Genomic DNA, 25,294 nt, shown 5'->3' with positions numbered 1-25,294 from the left:
TAATACATCTTTGTCTTGTGTAAAAACGTTGGGGAGAAAATGACCGTTAAGAGTGAATAAACTGACAAGCTTCTCCACGAAATTAGCCGTCGATCTTTGTTCGTAGGAGCGATGAGATGGTAAGTTATGATATTGGATATGTTGAGTTTGACAAAGAGAATCGAGTTTTACAATTTGACTGTGCCACTGTTCGGGATCGGCGTGCTGAAGAATTTTTGCTCCTTGCAAATAATCTTCAAAAGCATGAATAAGCATTTGAGCATTTTTATAGTCAAAAACTAATAAACTGGAAACAATAGCTTTAGTAAAATATGCGATTGCGTCTGCATACCTTAAAGTTCCATGTATGGCTTGAACGATCAAGTCGTTCCGATAATAGTAATAGTTCCAAATCGAAGATTTCGCGAAAAAAGGTTCGTGCCATACTGCAATCCCAGGAAAAGTTATGAGCGTATCGTTGCCAAACTTCTCGCGAATTCTCAAACAGAATTCAGTGTCATCTACTTTCAGAAATAGAGGTAGGAGTAAACCGATTGATTCAAAAGTTTTTCTCGGCACGCTTAAAAAGTAAAAGCCTGCCGAATCTATCGGCTCTGCTTCGACGAGCAAATTGAGATTGCTAACGTTTTGTAAGTCGAGATGATGGTGTAACCTAACTATATTAAATGCTTGAAACTCTCTATCAGGTGTTGCTTTATTATACAAAGCACCTGCTTCATACAATTCATGCTTTTGAGATAAATCGAGCATACTACCAGCTATAACCAGATCGCTTCTGGCATATTCGTTTAAGGTAATCACTCGATAAATTGCTTCGCTTTCTAGCTCAATATCATCATCTAATAACAAAATATGGGAACTGCGATTGCTACTCAAGGCTTCAACGATCCCTCTTGTAAATCCACCACTTCCACCAACGTTTCTATGGCTAATTAATTTCGCTCTGCGATCGCTAAATTCCGAGTGGCTTAAAGTTCCAGCATTGTCTACAATGAAAATTTCTATCGATTTGCTCTGTAATAATTTATCCTGTAAAATAGTTTTGATGGTTCTTTTAATAAAAGCTTCTTTTTGAAAAGTACAAGCAACAACTGCTAAAGACACTCCGTGTTCTGGTAACTGTGGAGTCGCGAGAAAACTTTCTCGGAATTTCCCGATCTGACTCAAGCATTCTAATTCAAAATAGATTCTACCTCGATCGACTTGTCTTTGTTGTAGCCCAGGTAGGGCGATCGAGATTGCCCGAGTTAACTGACAGTTGAAAAATTTTTCTCGACTGAGTAATTGACGACAATTTGTTTGGGAAACACAACTAGACAATTCTCTGTAAACTGAAACTTGAAAATCTCCTTCTAGGTTGAGCGAGTAAAAAAGTCGATCTAAACTCGTGTACTTGGCATAAAATGTTTCGTATAAAGAATTGAAGTATGAATTAGTAGAAATAAATCCTTGTAGAGCAAACACCACTTCTGGAGTCTCTGCACTATAGTCGATCGCTGCTTTGTCATTACATTGCAGATATAATTTTGCAACTTCCGCTGCTAATGGTAGTTTTGTTCTACCTACTATATGCATGGAATCTCCTACTCTGATTTGATTCACGTACTTCAACTCTTGTGGAGCTAGGGGAGCATTAAGTTTTTGGATGCTGAATTCTCCCCACACGCCGTTCTAAACCCGCGCTAATTCTCGATTCGCTTTTTCTGACGTATCGTCGCCAGCTTCCACGATTTTCTTATAGACCATCAGCGCTTGAGCCACCACCTGATCCATGTTGTAGTACTTATAAGTTGCTAGCCGCCCTACAAAATGTACTTCTGGTGTCGCATCGGCTAACGCCTTGTATTTTTTGTAAAGTTCGGCATTTTCGGAGCGCGGTACGGGGTAGTAAGGATCGCCCTGGGCGCGAGGAAACTCGTAAACGATGCCTGTTTTTGGATGTTCTTGTCCAGTGAGGTACTTGAACTCTGTAACGCGAGTATACAGGTGTTCGTTAGGGTAGTTGACTACGGCAACTGGCTGATGCACGGGCGTATTGATCGTTTCGTGCTTGAACTCCAAAGAACGGTATGGTAACTTGCCATAGCGGTAATTGAAGAACAAGTCAATGGGACCTGTATAGATCATCTTGCCAAACGGTATGACATCCAGAATTTCTCTGTAGTCAGCGTTCAGCATCACCTTAATGTTGGGATGAGATAGCATCTTCTCGAACATGCGGGTAAAGCCGTGTAGTGGCATGGCTTGATAAGTATCTGTAAAATACCGATTATCCCGGTTTGTGCGCGTTGCCACCCGGGAAGTCACCGACTTATCCAGTTCGGATGGGTCCATATCCCACTGTTTGCGCGTGTAGTTGCGGAAGAACTTTTCGTAGAGTTCGCGACCGACCTTATTAACTACGACATCTTCAGAAGTGCGAATGTATTCTTTGGGTTCTGCTACCGAGGCAAAGAAATCTTCGAGTTGAAAAGAGGTGAGACTCAATCCATACAACCGATTGACCGTATCGAGGTTAATTGGAATTGGGACTAATTGACCGTCTACGCTAGCAAGTACGCGATGTTCGTAAGACCGCCACTGGGTAAATTGCGAGAGATACTCGAAAACGTCCCGAGAGTTTGTGTGGAAAATGTGAGGACCGTACTTGTGAATCAGAATACCATCATCATTGAAGCAATCGTAAGCATTGCCACCTATATGCGATCGCGTATCGATTATCAGAATTTTTTTGCCTAACTGACTTGCCAGTCGTTCTGCTAAGACGCTACCTGCGAAACCTGCTCCCACAATTAGGTAATCAAACATTACGATCGATAGCTCCTTTTAATTTCTCATTTTCTGTAGAATTCCGATAGGAAATATCTCAAATATTTGAAATATTTTCGCTGCTCGTAATAATTGCTAATTTTATTGATTCAGCAGCACTAGAAAAGCAATTTTGTTAACCAGTCTCGCCGTAGTAGCTACCTCTCGCGCCCTTCTATCATAATTCTATTTGCTATTTGCGATCGCGCATATTCAGTAGGCTATATAGTTTTCCTATAAGCTAACTTCTATCGAAAGGGTGAGATTCGCAATATTTTTAAGTATATTAAATCACGATAGAATCAAATCTATTTGTTGTTTACTATTTACCAATGTAATTGATGAGATGGTAGTTCTACACTCCAAATCGTATAGCGATCGCGAACGCTCAATTTTATGTTTAGTAATCGATTATACAAAACTTAATTTGGTGCGAAGGTGTAAAAGTACCTATACTTAATGTCCTACTCACTAGTTTCAGTCAATGGTAATAACAGCGTATGCTCGATTTTTTCTCGAACTTCACGACTAACAAATAAACTAGTAGTTAAACATTTTGCCAATAATAAATTAGCATCGTAATATTGTTTCAATATTTGTTTCTGTTGCTGGCTGAATTGCCAATTATGCCCAATATTGCGCTTTAATCGAACTCGTTGTTTTAATTGCTCCGTCCAAGCTTTACCATTAACTTGCCACCACTGCTGAAACTGTTGTTTGTTTCGCTCTAAATTAGATAACTGCTGTTTCATTTTTTGCAACTCTCCTGCTAGCTCTGGTTCGCTATTACGAGCGCGAAATATTGCCCGATTTAATACTCTTTCAATCATGCGTTCTGGATCGGAAACGCGATGTATAGATTCAGGCAAAAGCAGAGTGCGATCGAGCGCAAGATCGAGCGCAAGACTAGGTTCAAGAGTGCGATTAAAATTAACTTCTAAAGTTCTAGAAATCTCAAAAGTACTACCAAAAAGAGATAAGATATGAGAGAGCGCTAAATCGTAATAAAAAGCTTTAACTGTAGCAGATTTATTATTAACAGATGCAGCAGCAGCTTTGCAATTCACCCACTGGAAAAATCTTTGTAAGCTTGGGTCTAATACTAACTTGTCAGTTTTTTGCTTCATCATCAATAGGAAGTAGTCAGCATTTTTCAGCATTCCTACGGTTAATAAAGCAACCTCTCGCCATCTTTTATCTGTAACTAGGCGATCGCTCAGTCGTTCTAACGTTAAATTTAACGTTTGAGGCGGAGACTGAGTAATTTTTCTAGCTGTAAAGTACTCTTGAAAAGTTAAATGAGAAAATGAATAAATTCCTCGCGCTCGTTCCACCAATAATCCATGTTGGGCTTCAATCGATTGGAGTATTGCTGTACTATCACACAAGTCTATTTTTTCTCCCTGCAAGACGGACTCTACATAGCTAATGATATACTGCTCTAGTTCTTGCTGTTTTAAAAAGTATTCACCTTTTACAAAAGAGGTAAATGCGATGTGACTGAGTAATTCTTCTTTATGTTGTGCTGATAGATTTTGATAAATTTGTTTCCGTTCAATGTTGCGTTTAGCATCCCACTTTCTTAAAAGGAGATCCACCCCTTCTCGATAAATTTCTAATCGACTAGCAGGAAGATTGGCTTCTTCAAATATTGAGCATAATAAAGTGAGTAGTAAGGGATTATTTGCCAACTCTCGAATCGATGCATTACACTTTAGTGTCTGTAAAAACTTGGGTATTGTATCTGATTTTTGAGCAAACCATTTGCTAACAAATTCAGCAATATTATTATCGTCAAAGTCTGCCAACTCTACTTCTACAAATTCTTCAATAGTAAACTCTTGAGCTGCTGTCCGGCAAGTAATTATAAAGCGGTTACGGTCGAACTGATGATAAAAGCTATTAATTGCAATTAAAACTCTTTCGCTATCTATATCTCTAACTTCGTCAAGTCCATCTAATAAAACTAGCATTCTACCTTGTACCAGCAAATCTTTAGCAGTATTTGGTTCGACTCCATAATTATCAAAAACCGTTGAAATCCACTCTAACAGCGTTGGGTGATGTTCTAATTCGGTAAAAACTTTTAAGCTAATAAAAATTGGGATCAGATCCTCAAACAATCGTCCTTGAATACACTGAGTTGCGATATATTTTAAAAAGGTGGTTTTGCCAGAGCCAGGGTTGCCAAAAATCATCAATTTGGGATATTTCCCAATCGCTTTCATGCCTGGGATTGGCTGGAAAATATCGGGGTAGAAATGCGAACGTTTCAAATGAAAATCGAGACGAACACTCACTAAATCGTTGATGCTTAAGCGTTGGTTTCTACTAATTTTCTCTAAGACATTTACCTTAGTAAAAATATCATTTAATTTAGTAGGTTGAGACATATTCAGGATGCGCACGATACCGCACTTCGATTCAATATAGGTGCGTGTTTTTTGCCTAACATCTTTTACAAGCGTCTCAACATCATCTTTTGAGGTAACAATCAACTCCTCTAAGCTAAATTCATCATCTGGTATTTCCGCGATCGCTTGCCAAGGCAATTGTAACTTTTGACAAATTTTGTGAAAGTTTTCCCGTCCAATCGGTTTACCAACGAAAAATTTTTGTACCGTAGCGCGAGAGATTTCCAATTCATCAGCAAGAGAAAGTTTAGACTCAAAATTGAGGAGTGATTGGTTAGCGCGACTAATACCGATAGTAGATGCTTTGAGCGATCGCCCAGCCCTTTTTCCCATTACAAAAACCTTTTTTCAGTTATCAGTTATCAGTTATCAGTTATCAGGGAACGGTGAATGGGGAACAGTTGTCAGTTCATTCTAACTTACGACTTACGACTTACGACTTACGACTTCTTCCAGATGCTGAAGTATTGACCAAAAGACTTCTGTTGGTTCGAGTACTTCGCGATCTTTTAGCAAGTCAGGTTGTTGTGTAATCAAAAGCGGACTTTCACTCAACCCTGTATAGCTACCATGACTTCCTCGTACAAGCAATCCATCTAAAGGAATAACATCCATGAGGTAGCGGAAACCTAATTGCTTTTTGAGTAGAGTTAAGCCTAATTTCGCTCGGGGAAACTTGAGCTGAGGATCGAGAAACAATTCGTCGGGATCGTAACCGGGTTTGCGGTGAATATCTACCGTTCTAGCAAAATCGGGAGCGCGGCTATCGTCCAGCCAGTAGTAATAGGTAAACCAAGCCTTCGAGTTAGCGATCGCAATGAGTTCTCCCGATCGCGGATGATCGAGATGGTAAGCTGGTTTATCTGCCTCATCTAAAACTCGCTCGACACCCGCCGTTGCTTCTAGTATGTCGCGTACCTTGGGGATGTAGGCTGGATCGTTAACATAAACATGGGCAATTTGATGGTCGGCAACGGCAAAGGCTATACTTGCACCAGCATCCAGTAATTCCCGCCCTAATTCTTCTCGTACTGTTAATAAACCATTTTCCCGCAGAACTCGATTTAAGTGGACGGGTTGAGACACGGATGTAATCCCGTACTCGGACACAACTATAACTTGAGTGCCGCGCGCTTCGTAGAATTGAATTAAATCGCGACAAACGGCATCAATTTCTTGTAAATCTTTTGCTACCAAACTTGCATCAGCGCCGTACTTTTGCAAGCAATAATCTAAATGAGGCAAATAAACCAGCGATAGTGTAGGGCTGTAGCGATCTTCCACCCATTTAGCTGAATTAGCAATCCATTGGGTAGAAGCTATCGAGGTATTAGGACCCCAAAAATTAAATAAGGGAAATTGACCTAATTCAGTTTGAAGCTGCGATCGCAAGTCAGCAGGCTGCGTATAAATATCGGGAATTTTTCGACCATCAGCAGGATACATCGGTCGTGGCGTAACGGCATAATCAACCGTAGAGTACATATTGTACCACCAGAACAAATTCGCACAGGTAAATGTAGGATCGTGCGATCGCGCCACCTCCCAAATTTTGGGAGCCTGAATTAATTTGTTAGACTGTCGCCAAAACTTAATTTCACACTCGTCCCGAAAATACCAACCATTACCGACAATTCCATGTTCGTTAGGATATTTCCCCGTTAAATAAGTTGCTTGTACCGAACAAGTCACCGCAGGTAACATCGATTTAACAGGGACGACTCGCCCTCGCGCCGCCCAGTTAGACAAAAACGGGGTATGCTGTCCTAAAAGGTTCGGTGATAAGCCGACGACGTTGAGTACGACAGTCTTTTTCATCAGAAGCAGGGAGTAGGGAGTAGGGAGTAGGGAAGAAGAGGACAGAGGAACAAAGAAGACAAGGAGAACTTAATTCCGAATTCCCTTCGTTCCTTTCCCGATACTTTTTTGAAATCCTGTGCGTGCAGTCAACCGTTGCACGTAGTCCAAAACAGCAGGATATAAATTGAGATCTACCTTGGTCATTGCTTGCTTAATGTCGTTCACCACATCTGGATAAGCACTGACATCCATTCGCATCATGATAGGGATATATGCCAAGAGCGCACCTACTGCTACATCTGCTACAGTAAAGCGATCGCCTGTTAAAAAAGGTTGTTGCTGAAGAATTTGATTAATTGCTGTTAATAATTCTGGTGCTTCGTGGAGATTTTCTTTGACGAAAATTGCCGAGGAAAGCGTAGAGTTACCGAATAAAACCCATTGATTTAAGAGCGATCGCCGTTCAAAAGTTATAGGATCGCCATACTTTTCGGTAAGATACAGCAATATGGCTCCAGATTCCCAGAGTTGAAAATTTCCGTCTGCGATCGCTGGCAATCTTCCCATCGGATTGATAGCCAGAAACTCAGGCTGTTTGTGGTCTTGAGCCTGCATATCTAACTGTACGTATTCGTAAGGAATCTGCAATTCTTCTAAATACCATTGCACGATTGAAGCACGGCTGAGAACGCCACCGTAGAGTTTCAACATAATGGGTAATTGGTTGACGGTTGATGGTTGACGGCTGACGGCTGACGGCTGACGGCTGACGGTTAACTGATAACTGTTAACTGATAACTGTTAACTGATAACTGTTAACTGTTAACTGACAACTGTTAACTGATAACTGATAACTGATTCATATTCGCGTTGGATGGAGCTGACTAAATCTAGTTTCATGTCTTCTGGAAGAACATCCCAGGTGTAGGTTTCAATTTCTAAACAGTTGCAAATGCGATCGCGTTGCAATAGTTCGAGTACGGTTTTAATGTGGTCTTGGGTAGACTGCAAAAATTGATAGTCGCGAATAAAAATCGGGACGTGAAAGTGAATTCGCAACTCGCAAGCTGGGATTTGCTCTAAATCTGGTAAGGCAGTGACTAAATCGGAATACCGATAGAGCTTACCATTGCGATCGCGGGCGATCGCTTGATGGAGATAGGTAGATTCCGCAAACGGACGCAACCGTTCTACAATCTGGTGACGCTGTTCGGCTGATTCGGGAACGATGAGCTTTAAGGCAGAACTGAGTTGAATTTTACCAATTTGAATTCCTGCGGCACGAAAACTTTGAATTACAGTCGCAGGTTCTTCATATTCCACAGCAAAATGGCAAGTATCGTAACAAATTCTGACGTGTTCTAGTAAGTGCGTTTCTGCTGCGGCTAGAGAAGTTCCTAACTGCTTTGCTAAATATCTTCCTCCTACAGGCAGAAGTTGTGTCTGAAAATAATCAATAACTTCGGCAGAATTTTCAATTAATCCATCTGGTTCTGGTTCTAAATCTAGATGCAGCAATTTACCCGTCTCGGCACGAATGCGCACCATTTCTGCAACAACTTGCGCAATGTGAATGCTGGCAATACTGTAAACAAATGCGCGAGTCGTCGCATTTTGTTCAAACCAGGGTTTATACGATAGCGGCAATGTGGAGATACCACCATCTATCCCATCTGGCAATAACTCCGCCAAAATTCTTGTCAGTCGCAACGTGTAATTCAACCGTTCTAACATAGACCAATCAGGAGCATAAACCCGATCTTTCACCACTTGATGATGAAATCCGCCATAGGGAAAGCCGTTCAAGGTAAACACATATAAATTGCGATCGCGCAGCCACGATCGCAACTCAATTAGATTATTTTCTGCCAACAGTTCTCTAGCCGCTACATCTGCCAAGCGCAACCCAATTCCAAATGGTTTTTTGGGAGCTAGCCGCTGCTTCAGTGCGGGAACGTACTGCTGGAGGTTAGCAAAAACTTGGTTCCACCCCTCTCCAGGATGAATATTAGTGCAATAGGTTAAATGTAGATTATTATCAATTTTCATTGTCAGTTATCAGTTATCAGTTATCAGTGAAGAGTGACTAGTGGCTGGTGGCTAGTGACTAGAATGACTCCCCTGCTTCCTTGTCTCCCTTGTCTCCCTGCTCCCTGCTCCCTACTCCCTACTTCTGTCAGCTAAAATTGCGATCGCTTCCCCGTACAGCAGTGGATCGACTTCGTGAACTTCAATTCCCTGTCCGATCGCTTGTAGGAGCATGAGAGTTAACTCGCCGCCTAAATGCTCTCGAAACTCGGTGAGTCCTTGAAATAAGCGGTCTTGTCTCATTTGGGGGACGTATAAGCCAAAGCCTAGCGCCTCTAGAAGATTGAGTATCTGTTGCCACTCACCGCGCGAAAGTAGCCCTAATAGATAAGAATAGGTACTGTCCAATGCGATGCCGATCGCGACAGCTTCCCCGTGGCGCAAGCTGTAGTCAGTCAATTGCTCTAGTTTATGCGCAGCCCAATGACCGAAATCTAGGGGACGGGACGAACCTATTTCAAACGGATCGCCACTGTTAGCTATATGTTCTAGATGCAACTGAGCGCAACGATAAATTAGTTGTTGCATGGCATCGATCTCTCGCCGCATTAATGCAGGAGCAGAGCTGGCGATCGCGTCAAAGAAGCTTGCGTCTTTGATTAAAGCAACCTTGATTGCTTCGGCAATCCCCGATCGCCAATCGCGATCGTCCAAGCTATAAAGAAAGTCACAGTCATTTAAAACAGCATAAGGAGGCGCAAACGTGCCGAGAAAGTTTTTCTTACCAAAGGCATTAATACCATTTTTAACCCCTACACCAGAATCGTTTTGAGCTAATACGGTTGTCGGGACTCGGATAAGCCGAATGCCTCGGTGAGCAGTTGCGGCTGCATATCCTACCATGTCCAATACAGCACCACCACCGATCGCCAATACATAAGAGTGACGACATAAGCCAGTTTGGTGAATTAGCTGTTGGATTTGTTCAATTGCCTGGGGATCGTTTTTGGTAGCTTCTCCCCCAGAAACGACTTTCACAGCAGCTAGCTGGAATGCATGGTTATATCGTCGAGCGTAGGTAGATAGTTGGGCAATAAAGTCTTGATGATGAGATACTAATCCCGCATCGACGATCGCGACTGCCTGTTTGGGACTATTTTCATTGGCTATCATTACCTGTGCTAACAACGGATTGTCTAATTGAAACAATCCTTTAGTGAAATGCACTTGATAGCGAAAGGTGACAGATACACGTTGATGAATTGGTTGCAGACTGTAATTAGTCTGACGCTGAATTTCAAGAATCATGTGAGGAGTGAGGAGTGAGGAGTGAGGGGAAGAAGAGAGCTGAGGAAGCTGAGGGAGTTGGGGGAGCTGAGGGAGCAATTCTAACCACTAGCCACTAGCCACTAGCCACTAGCCACTTTCCCGACTCCCCGCGCATCACTTTTTTCCATCAATGCAGCGCGAGTCATGGCTTGTTTAAATACTTCGATTGAGTGAGAACCGTCAACTTTGACTTTGTTGTTAAAGATGAATAATGGCACGCTGGTAATCCCATTTAGCCGTGCAAATGTTGACTCAGCAATAACTGAATTAACTAACGCATGACTACCTAAAAAATTACGAAATTTGTTTGTATTTACGCCAACAGTATCGCCTATAGAAATTAGAGTTTCTCGATCGCCAAGATTAAGGTTACGTTCAAAATAAGCTTGATAAATTGCTTCAACTAAAGTTGTTTTGAGATCTTCGTCGGGCGTTAAAGCAACTAATTGATGAGCAAGAGTCGTGTTAACAGCTAATGATATCTTATTAAAATCTAGCTTAACTCCTGCTCTCTCACCTACTTGGCGAGTGCGATCGAACATTTGCTGTAGTGCTACCGCTTCGATTCCTTTTCTTGCCTGCATAAAGCTACGAAACTCATATCCTTCTGGCGGAATGGAGTTATCTAATAAAAATGGATGCCAACGAATGCGGACAGCTTCGCCGTGCCATTGAGCGATCGCATCAAACAAGTGTTTCTTGCCAATCCAGCACCAAGGGCAAGCAAAATCGTGAAAGATATCAATTAACATAGGGGTAATTGGTAATGGGGAAGTCAAAAGTCAAAAGTCAAAAGTTAGAAGTCAAAATTAACTGATAGTCGATTGCTGGTCACTGAGTTACTGTAATAGTTGCGCGAACCTCTGAAGGCATCGCGTATTCTTTCTGTTTGGTGGAAGCTAAATTTTCTTGAGTCAAAAAGCTTTGGGCAATTTCAAATTCTCGGATTAATGACGAACGGTCTTTTTTAACAATGAGTTCTGCCAAACGGCTGTAGGTTTGTGCTAATCTGGCGATCGCTTCGCATCTTTCTTCTGTGGCTAGCATAATATCTACACATAAAGCTGGATTTTGTGCGAATAAGCGATTGATAATCTCAATTTCTTGACGATAACTGGGAGTTGACATTAATAAGCTGCGATCGAGATCGATGTTTTCTGCTGATAAGAATGCACCGCAGCAAAATCGAGAAAAGTGTCGCGTTGCTTGGATCGTTACCATAATGCGATCGTGTTCTTCAGGCGTGCAGCTAATTAATTCACCACCGCGATCGCTAATACAATCTAATAACCACTGAAATACTTCGTCGTTTCGCCCAGAACAAACCACGACTTTTTGTCCGGCAAACGATTTAACGCTGGGACCAAACATTGGATGCAATCCCATCACGGCTCCGGCATGATTTGCCAGCATTGCCTGTACTGGTTGGGTTTTAATACTTGTAATGTCAGCTAAAGCTGTAGTTGGCGACAGATACTTGGCTGCACGTTCGATAACAGCTACCGTTCGTTCGATGGGAACGCTGATTATGACAAGTTCTGCTTCACCAAGCAGTTGACTGGCTCGATCCCAGTCTTGGTTTCCCAAACTACTAACCTGATGCCCAGTTGTAGACAGCTGTTGGGTAAAAAACTTACCCATCCTACCCCGTCCACCAATAATCGTGATTTTTCGAGATCTATTAAAATTGGTCATTTGTCATTTGTGAGTGGCTAGTGGTTAGTGGCTAGTCACCAGTCACTAGTCACTAGCCACTGATAACTGATAACTGATTTCATGTCACAGCAAATATTTGTGCGAGTGCGATCGAAATAGGTAGGAGACACAGAACGAATAAGCCGTAAGGCAAACTGGCGAAACCAGTGGCAATAGTTGCATCAAGAATGACGAGCGATAGTATGCCCGATCGCACGGCGTTGCGGATCTGTTCTGGGGTAGGTTGGCGTACAGCTTGAATAACGGGTGGCAGTAAGTAGCCAGTAAATAGAGCGATCGCGGGTAATGCTTGAAGGATGTGATAGTTGGGCAACAGCTCTAATCCGAATAGTGCGGTAATGACTGTAACAATCAGTAAAAGCGCGATCGCCGGAGTATTACCTTTAGCTCCATGCACTTCACCCTGGCTGAGGCTAGTAATTGCAGCAATGTAAAAAATAGGAATAAGTGCTAAAAACCAATATTCACCAACTATTGCAGGCACGGTACTCATACCGAGTAAGAGATTACCACCGCGACACAACCCCATATTCAGCGCCCCTACTAGAGGCTGATGCTTGCCTAAACTGTCATACACGACTGCCCCAACTGCAATGCAAATAGCCAAAATTGCACTGAGGAAGGAAACTTGAGCAGCCGCGACTATACCAATAAGTAACAGCACGCTAGCTAGTGTAGCCGCGTTCTGACGAGATGCTCTCCCACTAGGGATAGGTCTTTCGGGTCGTTCTTTGGCATCTAGTTCGGCATCAAACACATCATTAAATACAACTCCGCCACCATACAAACCCGTGGTCGCTAACAGCAACCATCCGAGTGCCTCTAATTCTAAAGTGCCAGCTTGAATTGCCACAAACCCAGAAATCGCAAAACCAGCGAGAATATCTGCCCAAGCAGTGACAATATTAGCCGGACGCATCAATTGAAGATATGCCCAAAGGCGATCGGAATTTAAACTTGTGGCACTCATTCGGGGGTAATGGGTAATTGGTATTGGATGAGTGGCTAGTGACTAGTGACTGGTGACTAGATAAAGAAACTAGGCACCAGCTACTAGCCACTATTTACTCGATCAAAATGCATTCTCTACTCGATCTCACGGTTGGTTCTTGCCCGCGCAGCACTGAGTTACCGTTAAACATCTGTCGCTGGTCGATCGCATCTGAAGCGAGCCAGTCTGTCTCTTGTATTTGTCCGCTTTGACTGTAGGCAGCTAGGGCATTTTCATAACAAACGGCTCGAACGTAAGTCTCTGGAATTCCCCGTTCTCGCATCAGTTGGGCAGTTTTGGGTACGGCAAGCGGATCGCTCATGCCCCAGTCAGCACTGCTATCGACAATAATGCGATCGCAACCGTGTTGCTTGACAATTTCTACCATACGTGCATTACCCATTTTAGTTTGCGGATAAATGGTAAAAGCTGCCCAGAATCCCCGATCTAAAACTTCCCGTACTGTCTCTTCATTGTTATGGTCGATAATGACCCGTGCTGGATCTAAGCCATGCTCGACGCAAGCGTCCATACTGCGGCTCGTTCCTGCTTTTTTGTTACGATGGGGCGTATGAATTAACACCAGCATATCTAGTTCTTTCGCTAGTTCCAGTTGTCGGCGAAAGTATTTGTCTTCGGCTGGGGTTTGGTCGTCATAACCAATTTCGCCAATTGCCACCACACCTTCTTTACAGACATATAGTGGTAACAACTCCATCACTGCCTCGGCTAGAGCTTCGTTGTTAGCCTCTTTCGGATTGATGCCGATCGTGCAGTAATGTTGAATGCCAAACTGACTCGCTCGAAACCTTTCCCACCCTACCAAACTATTAAAATAATCCTGAAACGTGCCAACGTGGGTGCGGGGTTGTCCCAACCAAAAGGCAGGTTCAATCGTCGCCACAATCCCTGACTCCCGCATGATTATGTAATCGTATGTAGTGCGAGCGGTCATGTGGATGTGAGGATCGATATAGAATTCGGAATAACGCTGCGCTTCGCCTTCGGCTGACGGAAGTCGGAATTCGGAATTATTCATGCTTTATACTCTTTTGTCATTGGTCATTAGTCATTGGTCATTTATCATTAGGCATTAATTTTGACTTTTAACTTTTGACTTTTGACTTTTTCACTAATTCCCACAATTCGGGAGATACCGAGCGGTTAGCGGCTTGGCGTTCGCTGGCATAATCGACTAACATCTTGGCTAGTTCTGGATTAGCACGGCGATCGAGTCCTTGAATTAAATGCAGTGGACTGCCAACAAATAATGCTTTCAATATCATTTGATTCCAGGCAAGATTATCAAAATACTCGGCTGGATATGGGTTTTGTAAGGCTACAGCATTAAATACATCGGTCATGTTACTGCGTACCCCTTCAGCCGCCCGCGCTTTCAATTGCTTTGGGTAAGATAGCAGGGGTAGAGCTTGGTAAAGTGCGACTAACTCCCCTATATCAGCAGCAGTAAAGACTTGCTCTAACGTTTGCAAGTATTGTGACTCGTCATCCTGTGGTAGAGCTAGAACTAGGAGTATCCGAGCAGCTCGATCGACACTCCAATTCATCGGAAACCAACCTTTGCGGGCGATCGCGGCTGCTTGTAAATCAGAAAGCGTTAACTGCAAGCTGTTTTTGCCCGTATAGCGCGGCGTAGCACTGAAAGCTGTAAAAAATACTTTGACAGCCGCTCCCCGTGCAATTTGCGATCGCTTTTCCTCCAACCAATTCAAACCCGCGCGATCGACATGTCGCTCCAACCAACTATAAATTAAATCGCTAGTGCTAACTTGTGTTGTTGTCATTGGTCGTTCGTCATTTGTGAGTGGCTAGTGACTAGTGACTGGTGACTAGTAAAGAGTGAATAGTGACTGGTGGCTGGTGACTAGTCTTTGTCTAGCCACTAGCCACTAGCCACTATTCACTAAATTGCTTTTTGCCTCAAGCTTTTTTTCAACTTGACAGCAGCAACGCCAGCACCTAAAACAGCTACACCCAAAAATGCAGAAGGTTCGGGAACTTCGGCAGATGATGAGGAGCTATCTACGACATCTAACACTTGGACGCGACCCTGGAAAAAGTCGCCAACATAAAGCTTGCCATCTTTTAATTCTGAACCTGCCGTCCAATTAAACTTGCCTGGTTCGAGATCTAAGGGATCGCCATAGGGAGAGGGTGCGCCTAACGATAAAGGTGGTACGACATTACCATTTGCATCGCGGGCAGGTTCGCCAAATGCACTCAGAAAGTTACCATTTTTATCGAATACTTGGACGCGGCTATTGATAGAATCCGTCACGTAAATATTATCTTTCTCGTCCACTTCCACATCAATCGGCTGATTGAGTTCTCCCTCTCCAGTACCTTGTTTGCCGAAGGAGAGCAGTGCATCACCTTCTGGGCTAACGACTTGAATGCGGTTGTTGAACTGGTCAGTCACAACTAAATTTCCATCAGACTTGACTGCTATGCCTGACGGTCCTTGAAATTGTCCAGGTGTGGTTCCACTGCTGCCGATAGAACCAGTGATCTCGCCACTTGAGGGATTAAATTTCAGGATGCGATCGCTGCTATAATCACCCACGTATCCATTGCCACTATTATCAAATACAATACCCGATGGTCCAAAGAAAGGTCTGCCTTCAATTAGTCCGCTAAATTGACCTTGAGCAATGGATTTGACGTAGTTACCTTGCGGATCGAAGACGTTAATTCGGTTGTTGTTAACATCACCCGCATACAAATTTCCAGTATTTGGTTCAAAGGCGATCGCCGATTGCCCGTCAGATTGCCCAGGTTCGCTACCTGTACCACCAATGCCTTTAAGATAATTACCTTGGGAATCGAAGACCTGGATTTGATCGGTTACGTCATTAGCCACGAAAACATTACCTGTTTCTTCCTGTACCGCGATGCCTTGGGGAATAGCAAGCGTACCTGGAGTAAATGGAGTTTCCCCTGCGGCAAAGTTCGCAGGTCTACCGATATCACCCTCATATTCTAAGGTAATGGAAGCGTTAGCTTGGGTTGTGGTGGCGATGATACATCCAGTAGTAGCGATCGCGATCGAGAAATTTCTAAATAAACTCATCTGTCTGACTCCTCTTGCCGAGCAAATGTATGGTTACGCGGTCTAAATTGCGGACTGAGATAAGGTTTCTTCTGGTTCTGACGAGATCGTCTCTCGACCTTGTTGCTGTTTGCGTCTGAACCAAGTACCGCCACCCATAACTCCAAACAAGAGTAAGCCCAAAATAGATGAAGGTTCGGGAACGGTTGCAGCTCCATCAATGCCATCAACTCGCACGAGTTCCCCCGTACCTGGTCCAACGCCATTGTTAACGACGTAGATCTCACCATCAGGACCAATATTAAGACCCGCAGCCGAGGCAAGTCCTTCACCCGCAGCTACAAGAGTCGTGCGCGTACCATCAGGAGCAAGTTTGATCAAAGAACCTGGTAGATTTTGTAAGCTCTGACCGCCGCCTTTCCACTGAGCTTCATCAGCAAATTGCAACACCAGTAAATTACCGTCTTTATCAAATTTGATATCGGTAATTTGCGTAAAACCATCGGCAAAAACTTCCGGCTCACCATTCTCTCCAATTCGCCACACTTTGGCTTTACCTTCGGGATATGGAAAGCCCGTGAGTTCGCCAGCATACACGGCTCCATCGGGACCGATATCTACACCTGTGACTACCGATTGAATATCTACCTGGCTTGGTATTTGCCCTGCTGGTGGTCCAGATGCCTCTTGCTCGGCTGGTACGCCAGGAACCGCATCTTGTCCTTGCTGTCCGGCTGGAGGTTGCTCTTGCCCTGCACCAGGAATAGATACGTTTGGTGGAAATTCTGGATTTTCTAAGGTTTGCCCAGGAATTTTAGTTGCTTTAGTCTCGCCAGTATCGAGATTCACATTCCAGACAACGTTAGCACCGCCATCACCGATATAAGCGGTATTGTCTTTAATCACAAAATCGAAGGGATTGCTAATTACGTCGTCACCACCTGGATTGGTTGTAAGTTCGGCTTTTGCTAAATCGGCAACCTCAGTTAAGTTACCCGTATTCAAATCAGTTTTATACAATTTGCCCAAGGTAGTCGTGCCTAACACTTGGTCGGGAGCAACTGGAGGTGCGACTTGCTGTTGCGCGGATGGAAATTGGACGTTGGTAGAAAGAGCATTTAACTCTGCATCTCGGTTGGCTGGGTTACCAGCATAACCAGTTAATAGATAAGCATTGCCACTAGAATCAAAATTGAGTTCTTGCGGACCCGATCCTTGCTCTTTGGTTTGTTGTAACGCTAGAGATTCAGTCCCGTCGATAACGCGACTTTGCGTACCATCTGGTGTAACTTTGGTGACTGAACCAGTGTTACCCTCACAAATTAGCTCAAATTGGGTACTGGGAGACGGTTGGCAAACACCATCTCCCCCTAATCCTGTCTCGCCTATGTAGGCATTACCTTCAGAATCAAAGTTCAGACCCCGTGCGTTGTTGAGTCCATCAGCAATTGTTGTTAATGATGCGGCTCTAGCGGCTTGCGGTCCAAAAACAAGGGCAATAGAAACAGTTATAAGTGCGATTGTAAGTTGTTTGAGCTTCATACTTTTGGCAACCAACTAATAAATGAAGTGAAAAATTTAATGCCCCTGATGAAGACACCGAATCCCTTTTCCTCAACTTAAAAACAAAACGCGATCGCGCCTTCTCGTATTCTTCTAGGAAGAAGGTAAAAGATAGCTCATCCCTCTGGCAAAGGTGTCAAAATTACCAGCTTTAGCTTCTATAAATCGCTTAATGTTCATACTTTCAGCTCCAAAGTCCTCCAGTTGTAATTTGCCGTGACGCGGAGCTTTGCCGATCTCCCAGAAACTGATGCGATGTTGGATGCATCCACGGGCTTCTGAGTTACCAAAGGCATAGGAGCAAGGAATTAGAATCACAGGACTACGCTGAATAAAATTGTATTCAGGATAAAAATAATCCTGTTCTACAAGATAGTAATTCTTGAGGTCGTGGGTGCGAAATGTGACTTTTACTTTTTGGTTGTATTCATCTAGAAATTCACCAGACTCACTATTAACTTCGCCATCAGCTCGCAGCAAATGCGCCCATTCATCTAAGTTTCGTAGATCTCGTAAGTAGGCGATCGCAATATCGAGTGGCGCGTCAATGTAAATCGTATCAGTATCAATTTTGTAACGTCCTTGAGCTGCTTGAGTCTCGCCAGCATTACGCTCCAAAATTGCTTTGAGCGATCGACATTCAGATGTATGAACTGTATGAATTCCCTCCATAATCATTGGAGTTCGTCGCGCCGGATCGACAAAACTCAACCAGTGAAAATACACTCCTTTCTCGTCCGTTTCTGGTTTTACGTAGTCAGGAGGAAATAATAAAACTGGATAAACTTGAAAGTATTTTTGATATTCAAAACCACAGTGCCATTCTATCCCGAAAAACAGAGGATTTTCAATCTTTCTAACATGATAGAAAAGATCTCTTTGATAGCCAGAAGCAGTTCCTCGCCAGGTATTTTCATCAACCTGTTCGATCATCCGGCTGAAAAGAGTCCACTCATCCAGATTCTTTAAACTACAAAGATAGTCAAAAGCTGTCTCTGGTGAAGTCGCAATATAGGCTGACGTAGCAAATGTGTTTTTTTCCATCCGAAGTGGTGATTGGTTGTTGGTTGACGGCTGACAGTTGACGGTTAACTGATAACTGTCAACTGTCAACTGATTTATGCTGCAATTCTGAGTTTTCTGGCTTTCGTAATCCGTTCTTCAGCTAGGCGCTTGGAAGCATCCTGAGTTGTGATATTTTCTGATTTCGACTTGGTGAAAATTTCTAGCAGCGTATCGTAAATACTATGAATTTGTTTTAAGTAACTCGCCTCATCTGAAAATGTAAGTTCGTGGTAAACATTAATTAAACCGCCAGAATTAATCACATAATCGGGACAGTAAAGAATTCCTTGCGATTTCAGCATGGCGCTGTGAATGCGTTCGTCTTGCAATTGATTATTAGCACAGCCTGCAATAATAGAAGCTTGAATTAGGGGAATCGTCTCGCTATTAAGAATTGCTCCCATTGCACAAGGAGCAAAAATATCAACATCGAGTGAATATATGTCTTCAGATTCTACAACTGTTGCCCCATATAGTTGCTGAATTTCCTCTGCTCTATTGTGATTTAGATCCGTGACAAAAAGTTTTACTCCACGCCGATGTAAATATTCACAGAGTTTTCCGCCAACATTTCCTAATCCTTGAACCGCAACTTGCAGTCCGTTCAAATCTTGTTTATTTAACTGAAAGAAAACAGCAGCTTGAATTCCTAAAAAAACTCCTAAAGCTGTTGCTGGAGCTGGACCACCAGCTTTTCCCGTTAACCCGACAACATATCTAGTTTCACGCCGCATCTCTTGCACGTCTTCAGGACAAATATTCACATCTTGACCTGTAATAAAACGCCCTTGAAGACTATCGACAAAACGCCCATATGCTCTGAGCATTTTGTCTGTCTTCTGGTCGGGATTGGCAATAATGACTGCCTTGCCACCACCTACTGGAATATTGGCACAAGCAGCCTTATAGGTCATACCACGACTCAGACGCAGAACATCTCGTAAAGCATCTTCTTCACTAGCGTAAGGAAATAGTCGAGTTGCGCCCATCGCTCGTCCCAAACTCGTATCGTGGAGAGCAATTATGGCTTTAAAATTCAGTTCTTTATCTTGAAAAAATAGGACTTGCTCGTGTCCCATTTCTTTAACGGTCTCAAACAGCTTCACGCATCTATCCTCAAATTGGGGGCTGGGGACAATTCAAGTCGCAAGTCGCAAGTCGCAAGTCGCAATTAACTAGCCACTAGCCACTAGCCACTCACTATTCACTATTCACTAATCATGGGGAATGAAACTTGTTCTTTAGCAGCTGATTTAACCCCTTGCGCTTGCAGGCTCTTGTTACGTCCGCCAGAAGGTGCGAGTCGCGAAGGGTCGATGATGACATCGACGACAAAGGGGAGAGGAGAATCGATCGCGCATTGTAATGCTGTTTCAAGCTCAGACTCTTTTTCGATGCGAATGCCATCAGCTCTCATCCCGCGGGCGATCGCCACAAAATCGACTTGGGGAATCGTTGCATCTGCACCTTGCAGTTTCAACATCTTCATCCCCTGTTCGCACATGTTGTACCGTCCGTCATTCAGTACGATCCAAATGGCAGGAATTTGATACTTGACGGCAGTGTTCAACTCGTTATTCATTAACATCGAACCGTCTCCGGTGATGACAACGGCTTTACTCTTACGTCCTATAGCTATACCAATAACACCTGCTACCATATGTCCCATCGAACCAACTCCAGTGCTGACTCGATAGCGATTTGGTTTGTCAATTCGCAACATGTGCGTTGCCCAAGTAAATGAATTCCCAGACTCAGCCGCGATCGCCGCATTGCTACCTTCAACCATTACCTTTTGAATTGCTGCCATCAAGACTTCAGGTCTGATTAAATTGCTAGTTGTAGGGGTAATTGTTTCTAGTTCTGGGTGTGGTAGCGTTTTAGTAGCACGACTTTTCAAAGTTGCAAAGCTTTGCGTCTTATCCATGTACTTGAGCAGCGATCGCAAAAATGCACCAATATCAGCTTGGACTGGTACTGCTTCAGCTGCTGGATAGGCGACTCCTGGAACTATTGGATCGATGTCTACATGAATAAATCCTCTCGCAGGAACCATTATCGGATTCCAAAATGAGGTGGGTTCTCCTAATCGCGTTCCCAGTACTAAAGTTCGCAATGGTGGAGATTCTTGCATGTACTTCAGAACTGAGGTATGACCACCTAAACCTGTAACGCCAACAAACTGAGGATGGTCTTCGGGAAAGATCCCTTTACCGCGGGGAGAACACATCACTGCGGCTCCGGTACGTTCGGCTAGCTGATAGATCTCTTCAGCAGCATTTCTCGCGCCAAAACCCACCCAGATCGCAAAAGGTGCTTCGGTTAAAAGTTGCACGCAATGGGAGATCGTCTCTTCACTGGGGGTTGTGAGAGCGTGGGAGAGGTCTAACTGAGGCAGGGGTATGCTCAGACTGCTAGTTTGTACGCCTGTAGGAATGCTCACATGGGCGACAAAACCGCCAGATTGTGACAGTCCGAGGGCAAGTTGACGGGAAATTTGCGGTAATTGCTCGGCACACTCAAGTGTAATCGCATAGTCGAACAACACTCCTGGGGTAAAAATTCCCGCTTGCGGCATGGTGTAGGTGCTGGTTTCTTGAATTGCCCAGCGTCCGCGCTGTGCGGCGGAGGTGCAAGCTGAGATTAATATGACTTTTGCGCCTTCTCCCCGCCCTGCTAGCAATCCCGTTAGCGAGTTCGTTAGTCCTGGTCCGGCAGTGGTAAAGATAACAACGGGGCGATCGCTAGCAAAACATGCTTCTACAGCTGCAAAAGCCGCTCCTCCTTCGTGACGGCAGTGAATCACCTGGATGCTGCTATTAGACAAAGCACCCCAAATGGTTGCCATTGCGCCCCCAGCAACTCCGAAGGCATATTTGAAGCCTAAGTCTGCTAGCATCTGCGCGATCGCATTCGCAACTGAAGGCAACACAAGCATCTGATTACTAGTATTGTTATCTCCCGGCTTGGCTGCGATGTTGCTGGAATCGCTGGAATTGTAATACTTATAGCTAGGATCGGGAGACAATGCTGATTCGGCGCTACCAGTGTCTGGATGGAACGTGGTTTCTGAGTCGATAGAAGGAGACGAGCGAATGTGGTTATCGGTCATTGCTGTTTGGGTGATAGGATTTTCAGCACGTTCCGATCGCGATCGAATCGTCAGAACGTAGAAACTCAAACCTAGAAAGAAATCTTAGAGCTGAAATTTGTTTCTAACTTCTGTTGAGTTGTAATTGCTAATCTAGATTGATTAGTAATTTCTAATTTGCAGTCAGTTTCGTGTAGATGACTTTCAAATTCAATCCAAAAAAATCAGCCACTTTTAAGAGTTATGGTTTAGCTAATTGTCAGTACTGCGATCGCCGATAGAATCACAACTATAAAGTGAATTGGCGAGGTACTAACCGAAAAGCTTACACAACGCGGCATAGTGGTTCCAATGAGTAATTTTTTGATGCGCTTGCCATTTCTTTTGATTTAGCTTAGATTTAGCTCGCGGCAACGCGACAGCGGTGTTCGTTTCTCCAAGCTTGAGGACTCGTACCGTAAAACTGACGAAAATAACGGCTGAAATGGCAAACATCTTGATAACCAATGGTTTCAGCAATTTGTCCGATCGTCTGCTCGGTTTTTTGCAGCAAGCAAATTGCTTGTGCCATCCGGCGTTCTACCAACCAGCGATGAACGCTCTTACCAGTTTGTTGTCTGACTAGGTTAGTTAAATAAGCGGGAGAATAACCAACAGCTTGCGCTATATCACACAGAGTAATTGGTTGCCAGTAATTCTCTTCAATAAAGCGAAACACAGCCGCCATTTGAGAAGTTGCCGGAAAGATTGAGTGTAAAGCTGTAGAGTTTAAAGTTTCAGCGATCGCTGCTTTTGAGAGCGACTGTCTATCTTTAGATGTATACCATTTCTGAATGGTATCTCTCTTTTCTAGTTGGGTATTAATTGCTCTCAGTAATTCCTTTAAAGTACAAGGCTTAGTGAGATAATCATCTGCTCCTAACTCCATGCCTTTACGAATGTCATCTCGCGTTGTTCTGCTAGTGACAAAGATAAATGGAATAACTGCTGTGGTAGGATTTTTGCGGATGGCAGTTAGAATGCCAAACCCGTCAAATTCGCCTATTCTAGCAATGCCACACACGATTAGATCGGGTAATTGCTTTTGGACTTGTTGTATACCAACTACACCATTTTCAGCACTAATGGCATGAAAACCTTTAGCTTCCAAACACTCTAAAAACAAATTGCGAGTTTGGACGCTTTCTTCTATTACCAGAATCTTTTTCACCATATCCTCTGCCATGAAAACGTGATTAACATGGGAAGGATTATCTGAATGAGACAGATCTGTCAAAAGCATTTTGCAACACTCTTGTCCTTCCATTGAATGCAAGAGTCGTTAAATTCGCTCGGTAATAACCTATCTAATTACAGTTTCAGAGCAGATTAGCGTAGATACTACATATGTCCAATCCAATTTAGCAAACAAGCGTTTACTGTATTAAGTATTACTCTAGGAAATACGTATTAAGCAACGGACTTAACACGGAAATACTTGAGAAAGCTGAACAAGTCACTAATCAAGAGCTTAACAGAGATTTTGTCTACCTGGGAAAGCTACTATGTGTAGTTTATGTCTGATTTATGTCTAACTTGTTTTTTTTGATTCAGCCAACAAATATTGATAAGTAATTACTATCCAAATGAAAATTCTTGTTTTTAATTAGAAAGTTGTTGTGCTATATACGTAAATAATGTACATATGTATGCTTAGGCTCATTATTATATGAATTAGTGCGATCGATAACAGCTTAGAACTCATATAATCTCACGCTTTTGATAGACGCGGGAATAAGAATACAGTAGCTATTGTGTTGTTTGTCGTTGTTTTGCATGTAATCTTATCTAAAGTCTCAGTCAGAATTCGAGTAGCAGACAATCATTTCTAGGATGCTCGATCTCGTTTACTGTATTAAAAGTCACTCAGATTTAATTCACAAAAAGCTAGATTTAGTCCTTACACATCGCGACAAAAATTAAGTAATAAAGATAAGTTAGGTATAAAAAACATTGAATATTTTAATAAAGAATTAATTTCAGCAGCGCTATTAATTTAACACTGCTGCCGATCGCGTTCAAAACGATCGCCAAATCTAACTTCTACGACTTAATTGCTGGGACTGCAATCGCCAAGTAATTGTAGCAAAGATAGTCAAACTCAAAACAGCTATTCGAGAGCTAGATTTAGTATTTGTATTTTTGAGCGTAGCGTATGTGTAGTTGTACCTGCTCAAATCTAATGTGTCGGCTGGGGTAACTAAATCGTTTGCAGGTACAGCAGGTAATAAAGATAGTTGATCTCCCGTTCCCTGATTAGCTGGGGTTGATTCACCTCCATCCCAGGGCCACATGCGATCGCTCAAATTTTCCCCATAATGACCACCTTGAGCGGGATAATATTGACTACCAGCATGACCGCTTTGCTGCCATTCTGCCCATAGCCGATCCACATTAGCATGAATTAACCAAAATACCGGATCGTAGATCGAACTCGCAAGAGAAGCCATTGTACCTAGAGGTTCCGGGCGACCTACACTAGGGTTGAAATTAGCTCCACCCACAAAGCTATGAAAATAATTATGCATAAATACTCCAGTCGTTGGTTGACCGGAGGGATTTAATTGAATGAACCCTTCGATTGCTTGGCGAAAAGTATCGTAGTCGTTTGCAGCCAGAATGCGATCGACATCTGCTTGAGGCGCTGGGTAATTATTCGTTGGCGGAAGTTGCATGAAGCGTAATAGCACCTCACCCATTGGTTGTCCATCTGGTGTAATGTGCAATTCTGGGTACAAATTCCAGCCATTAGCGGCGCTAAAAGTACCGGAAACAACCGCACCACCCGTAAAATTGCCTGCATCTGGAATTGAGATTGTGACTCCTTCCCCGTTGCCACCCGCAAAGTCATCTGAAAAAATAGCTGTCAATGCTTGGGGATTCGTCCAGTCCCAATAAGGCAGCGTGACGTTAGGATCGACCGATTGCAGAGCTGTTTCAAATCGCCAGATAAATTCGCGATGCCAAGGTAATAATATCGAGCTTTCGTGAGCACCATCATGCCCAGCTGCTGGACCTTTAGCATCTTTTGACATTAGCCCCATTGCCGCTACGTGTTGGGCGACAAACTCATCGTAAATGCTAATTTTATGCTCGGGTAAAGTCGTAGTCTTCAAGGTTTTAATTGCCTTGATGAATGCTGCCTTCTCCGTAGCAGTGAGGTCAATGATATTTTTTCTGACGGCTAAGTTGTCGTCAGCACTGACAGAACTTCCCGATCCGATCGAAATAGCAATTAAACTGACAGCCAATAAGAACGCGATCGCGCGGCGAAACATCTTCATCATCTTATTTTTTCTTCTCTTGCATTGCCCATCTGCTGAGGCAGTCACTAGAAAAACTAAGTTAGAAGAAGCAAAACAGCAAAACAATGAATAATT

The 25,294-nt window shown here is 43.4% G+C and carries 19 protein-coding genes; all 19 read right to left on the bottom strand.

From position 1 onward, the window contains the following. The coding region (locus tag QH73_RS22235) for a glycosyltransferase family 2 protein (protein ID WP_132867469.1) at positions 1–1,602 on the bottom strand (1,602 nt) is incomplete at its 3' end. Positions 1,603–1,671: 69 nt separating this feature from the next. After that, positions 1,672–2,808 carry a UDP-galactopyranose mutase gene (gene glf, locus QH73_RS22230; RefSeq protein WP_039716115.1) on the bottom strand — a complete coding sequence of 379 codons (1,137 nt, stop codon included), beginning with the start codon at positions 2,806–2,808 and terminating at the stop codon, positions 1,672–1,674. Positions 2,809–3,272: 464 nt separating this feature from the next. Next, positions 3,273–5,555: an NACHT domain-containing protein gene (locus QH73_RS22225; protein WP_039716116.1), complete on the bottom strand. Its 2,283-nt coding sequence runs from the start codon at positions 5,553–5,555 to the stop codon at positions 3,273–3,275. Between the two features lie 93 nt (positions 5,556–5,648). Next, on the bottom strand, positions 5,649–7,040 hold the full coding sequence (locus QH73_RS22220) for an alkaline phosphatase family protein (RefSeq protein ID WP_039716117.1): 1,392 nt from the start codon (positions 7,038–7,040) through the stop codon (positions 5,649–5,651). Positions 7,041–7,109: 69 nt separating this feature from the next. After that, entirely contained in the window at positions 7,110–7,733 is a 624-nt protein-coding gene (locus QH73_RS22215) for a glutathione S-transferase family protein (RefSeq protein ID WP_039716118.1), read from the bottom strand. 111 nt (positions 7,734–7,844) lie between these two features. Beyond that, a complete protein-coding gene (gene eboE, locus QH73_RS22210; RefSeq protein ID WP_039716119.1) occupies positions 7,845–9,071 on the bottom strand; it encodes a metabolite traffic protein EboE in 1,227 nt (408 codons plus the stop codon). A 111-nt stretch (positions 9,072–9,182) separates the two neighbouring features. Beyond that, positions 9,183–10,358 carry a 3-dehydroquinate synthase gene (locus QH73_RS22205; protein ID WP_039716120.1) on the bottom strand — a complete coding sequence of 392 codons (1,176 nt, stop codon included), beginning with the start codon at positions 10,356–10,358 and terminating at the stop codon, positions 9,183–9,185. A 101-nt stretch (positions 10,359–10,459) separates the two neighbouring features. Then, positions 10,460–11,158, bottom strand: a complete 699-nt coding sequence (locus tag QH73_RS22200) for a DsbA family oxidoreductase (RefSeq protein WP_236147124.1) — start codon at positions 11,156–11,158, stop codon at positions 10,460–10,462. A gap of 52 nt (positions 11,159–11,210) precedes the next feature. Beyond that, positions 11,211–12,074: a bifunctional chorismate mutase/prephenate dehydrogenase gene (tyrA, locus tag QH73_RS22195; protein WP_039716122.1), complete on the bottom strand. Its 864-nt coding sequence runs from the start codon at positions 12,072–12,074 to the stop codon at positions 11,211–11,213. A gap of 79 nt (positions 12,075–12,153) precedes the next feature. After that, the gene (gene eboC, locus QH73_RS22190; protein ID WP_039716123.1) at positions 12,154–13,065 is read right to left on the bottom strand and encodes a UbiA-like protein EboC; all 912 of its coding nucleotides are present in this window, start codon (positions 13,063–13,065) and stop codon (positions 12,154–12,156) included. Positions 13,066–13,159: 94 nt separating this feature from the next. Next, a complete protein-coding gene (locus tag QH73_RS22185) occupies positions 13,160–14,125 on the bottom strand; it encodes a TatD family hydrolase (protein ID WP_132867468.1) in 966 nt (321 codons plus the stop codon). 67 nt (positions 14,126–14,192) lie between these two features. Continuing rightward, on the bottom strand, positions 14,193–14,891 hold the full coding sequence (locus QH73_RS22180) for an EboA family metabolite traffic protein (protein ID WP_039716124.1): 699 nt from the start codon (positions 14,889–14,891) through the stop codon (positions 14,193–14,195). Between the two features lie 119 nt (positions 14,892–15,010). Beyond that, positions 15,011–16,177 carry a scytonemin biosynthesis PEP-CTERM protein ScyF gene (gene scyF, locus QH73_RS22175; protein ID WP_039716125.1) on the bottom strand — a complete coding sequence of 389 codons (1,167 nt, stop codon included), beginning with the start codon at positions 16,175–16,177 and terminating at the stop codon, positions 15,011–15,013. A gap of 42 nt (positions 16,178–16,219) precedes the next feature. After that, positions 16,220–17,698, bottom strand: coding sequence for a ScyD/ScyE family protein (locus QH73_RS22170; RefSeq protein WP_039716126.1), 1,479 nt, complete (start codon positions 17,696–17,698; stop codon positions 16,220–16,222). 114 nt (positions 17,699–17,812) lie between these two features. Next, entirely contained in the window at positions 17,813–18,763 is a 951-nt protein-coding gene (gene scyC / locus QH73_RS22165) for a scytonemin biosynthesis cyclase/decarboxylase ScyC (protein ID WP_039716127.1), read from the bottom strand. Positions 18,764–18,837: 74 nt separating this feature from the next. Further along, entirely contained in the window at positions 18,838–19,890 is a 1,053-nt protein-coding gene (gene scyB, locus QH73_RS22160; protein WP_039716128.1) for a tryptophan dehydrogenase ScyB, read from the bottom strand. Between the two features lie 101 nt (positions 19,891–19,991). Further along, entirely contained in the window at positions 19,992–21,896 is a 1,905-nt protein-coding gene (gene scyA / locus QH73_RS22155; protein WP_039717580.1) for a scytonemin biosynthesis protein ScyA, read from the bottom strand. 379 nt (positions 21,897–22,275) lie between these two features. After that, complete coding sequence (locus QH73_RS22150) at positions 22,276–23,157, bottom strand: response regulator transcription factor (protein ID WP_236147123.1); 882 nt, start codon at positions 23,155–23,157, stop codon at positions 22,276–22,278. A gap of 793 nt (positions 23,158–23,950) precedes the next feature. Then, entirely contained in the window at positions 23,951–25,201 is a 1,251-nt protein-coding gene (locus QH73_RS22145; protein ID WP_236147122.1) for a tyrosinase family protein, read from the bottom strand. Between the last annotated feature and the right edge of the window lie 93 nt (positions 25,202–25,294).

The sequence above is a fragment of the Scytonema millei VB511283 genome (assembly GCF_000817735.3).
Classification (GTDB): Bacteria; Cyanobacteriota; Cyanobacteriia; order Cyanobacteriales; family Chroococcidiopsidaceae; genus Chroococcidiopsis; species Chroococcidiopsis millei_B.
The sequence above is the reverse complement of the archived record's forward strand: the minus strand, read 5'-3'. Positions and strand labels throughout refer to the sequence as shown.

Excerpts from the sequence above, each read along its gene's own strand:
- glf (WP_039716115.1), bottom strand. The coding sequence starts at position 2,808 with ATGTTTGATTACCTAATTGTGGGAGCAGGTTTCGCAGGTAGCGTCTTA.
- QH73_RS22225 (WP_039716116.1), bottom strand. The coding sequence starts at position 5,555 with ATGGGAAAAAGGGCTGGGCGATCGCTCAAAGCATCTACTATCGGTATT.
- QH73_RS22220 (WP_039716117.1), bottom strand. The coding sequence starts at position 7,040 with ATGAAAAAGACTGTCGTACTCAACGTCGTCGGCTTATCACCGAACCTT.
- QH73_RS22215 (WP_039716118.1), bottom strand. The coding sequence starts at position 7,733 with ATGTTGAAACTCTACGGTGGCGTTCTCAGCCGTGCTTCAATCGTGCAA.
- eboE (WP_039716119.1), bottom strand. The coding sequence starts at position 9,071 with ATGAAAATTGATAATAATCTACATTTAACCTATTGCACTAATATTCAT.
- QH73_RS22205 (WP_039716120.1), bottom strand. The coding sequence starts at position 10,358 with ATGATTCTTGAAATTCAGCGTCAGACTAATTACAGTCTGCAACCAATT.
- tyrA (WP_039716122.1), bottom strand. The coding sequence starts at position 12,074 with ATGACCAATTTTAATAGATCTCGAAAAATCACGATTATTGGTGGACGG.
- eboC (WP_039716123.1), bottom strand. The coding sequence starts at position 13,065 with ATGAGTGCCACAAGTTTAAATTCCGATCGCCTTTGGGCATATCTTCAA.
- QH73_RS22185 (WP_132867468.1), bottom strand. The coding sequence starts at position 14,125 with ATGAATAATTCCGAATTCCGACTTCCGTCAGCCGAAGGCGAAGCGCAG.
- QH73_RS22180 (WP_039716124.1), bottom strand. The coding sequence starts at position 14,891 with ATGACAACAACACAAGTTAGCACTAGCGATTTAATTTATAGTTGGTTG.
- scyF (WP_039716125.1), bottom strand. The coding sequence starts at position 16,177 with ATGAGTTTATTTAGAAATTTCTCGATCGCGATCGCTACTACTGGATGT.
- QH73_RS22170 (WP_039716126.1), bottom strand. The coding sequence starts at position 17,698 with ATGAAGCTCAAACAACTTACAATCGCACTTATAACTGTTTCTATTGCC.
- scyC (WP_039716127.1), bottom strand. The coding sequence starts at position 18,763 with ATGGAAAAAAACACATTTGCTACGTCAGCCTATATTGCGACTTCACCA.
- scyA (WP_039717580.1), bottom strand. The coding sequence starts at position 21,896 with ATGACCGATAACCACATTCGCTCGTCTCCTTCTATCGACTCAGAAACC.
- QH73_RS22150 (WP_236147123.1), bottom strand. The coding sequence starts at position 23,157 with ATGCTTTTGACAGATCTGTCTCATTCAGATAATCCTTCCCATGTTAAT.
- QH73_RS22145 (WP_236147122.1), bottom strand. The coding sequence starts at position 25,201 with ATGATGAAGATGTTTCGCCGCGCGATCGCGTTCTTATTGGCTGTCAGT.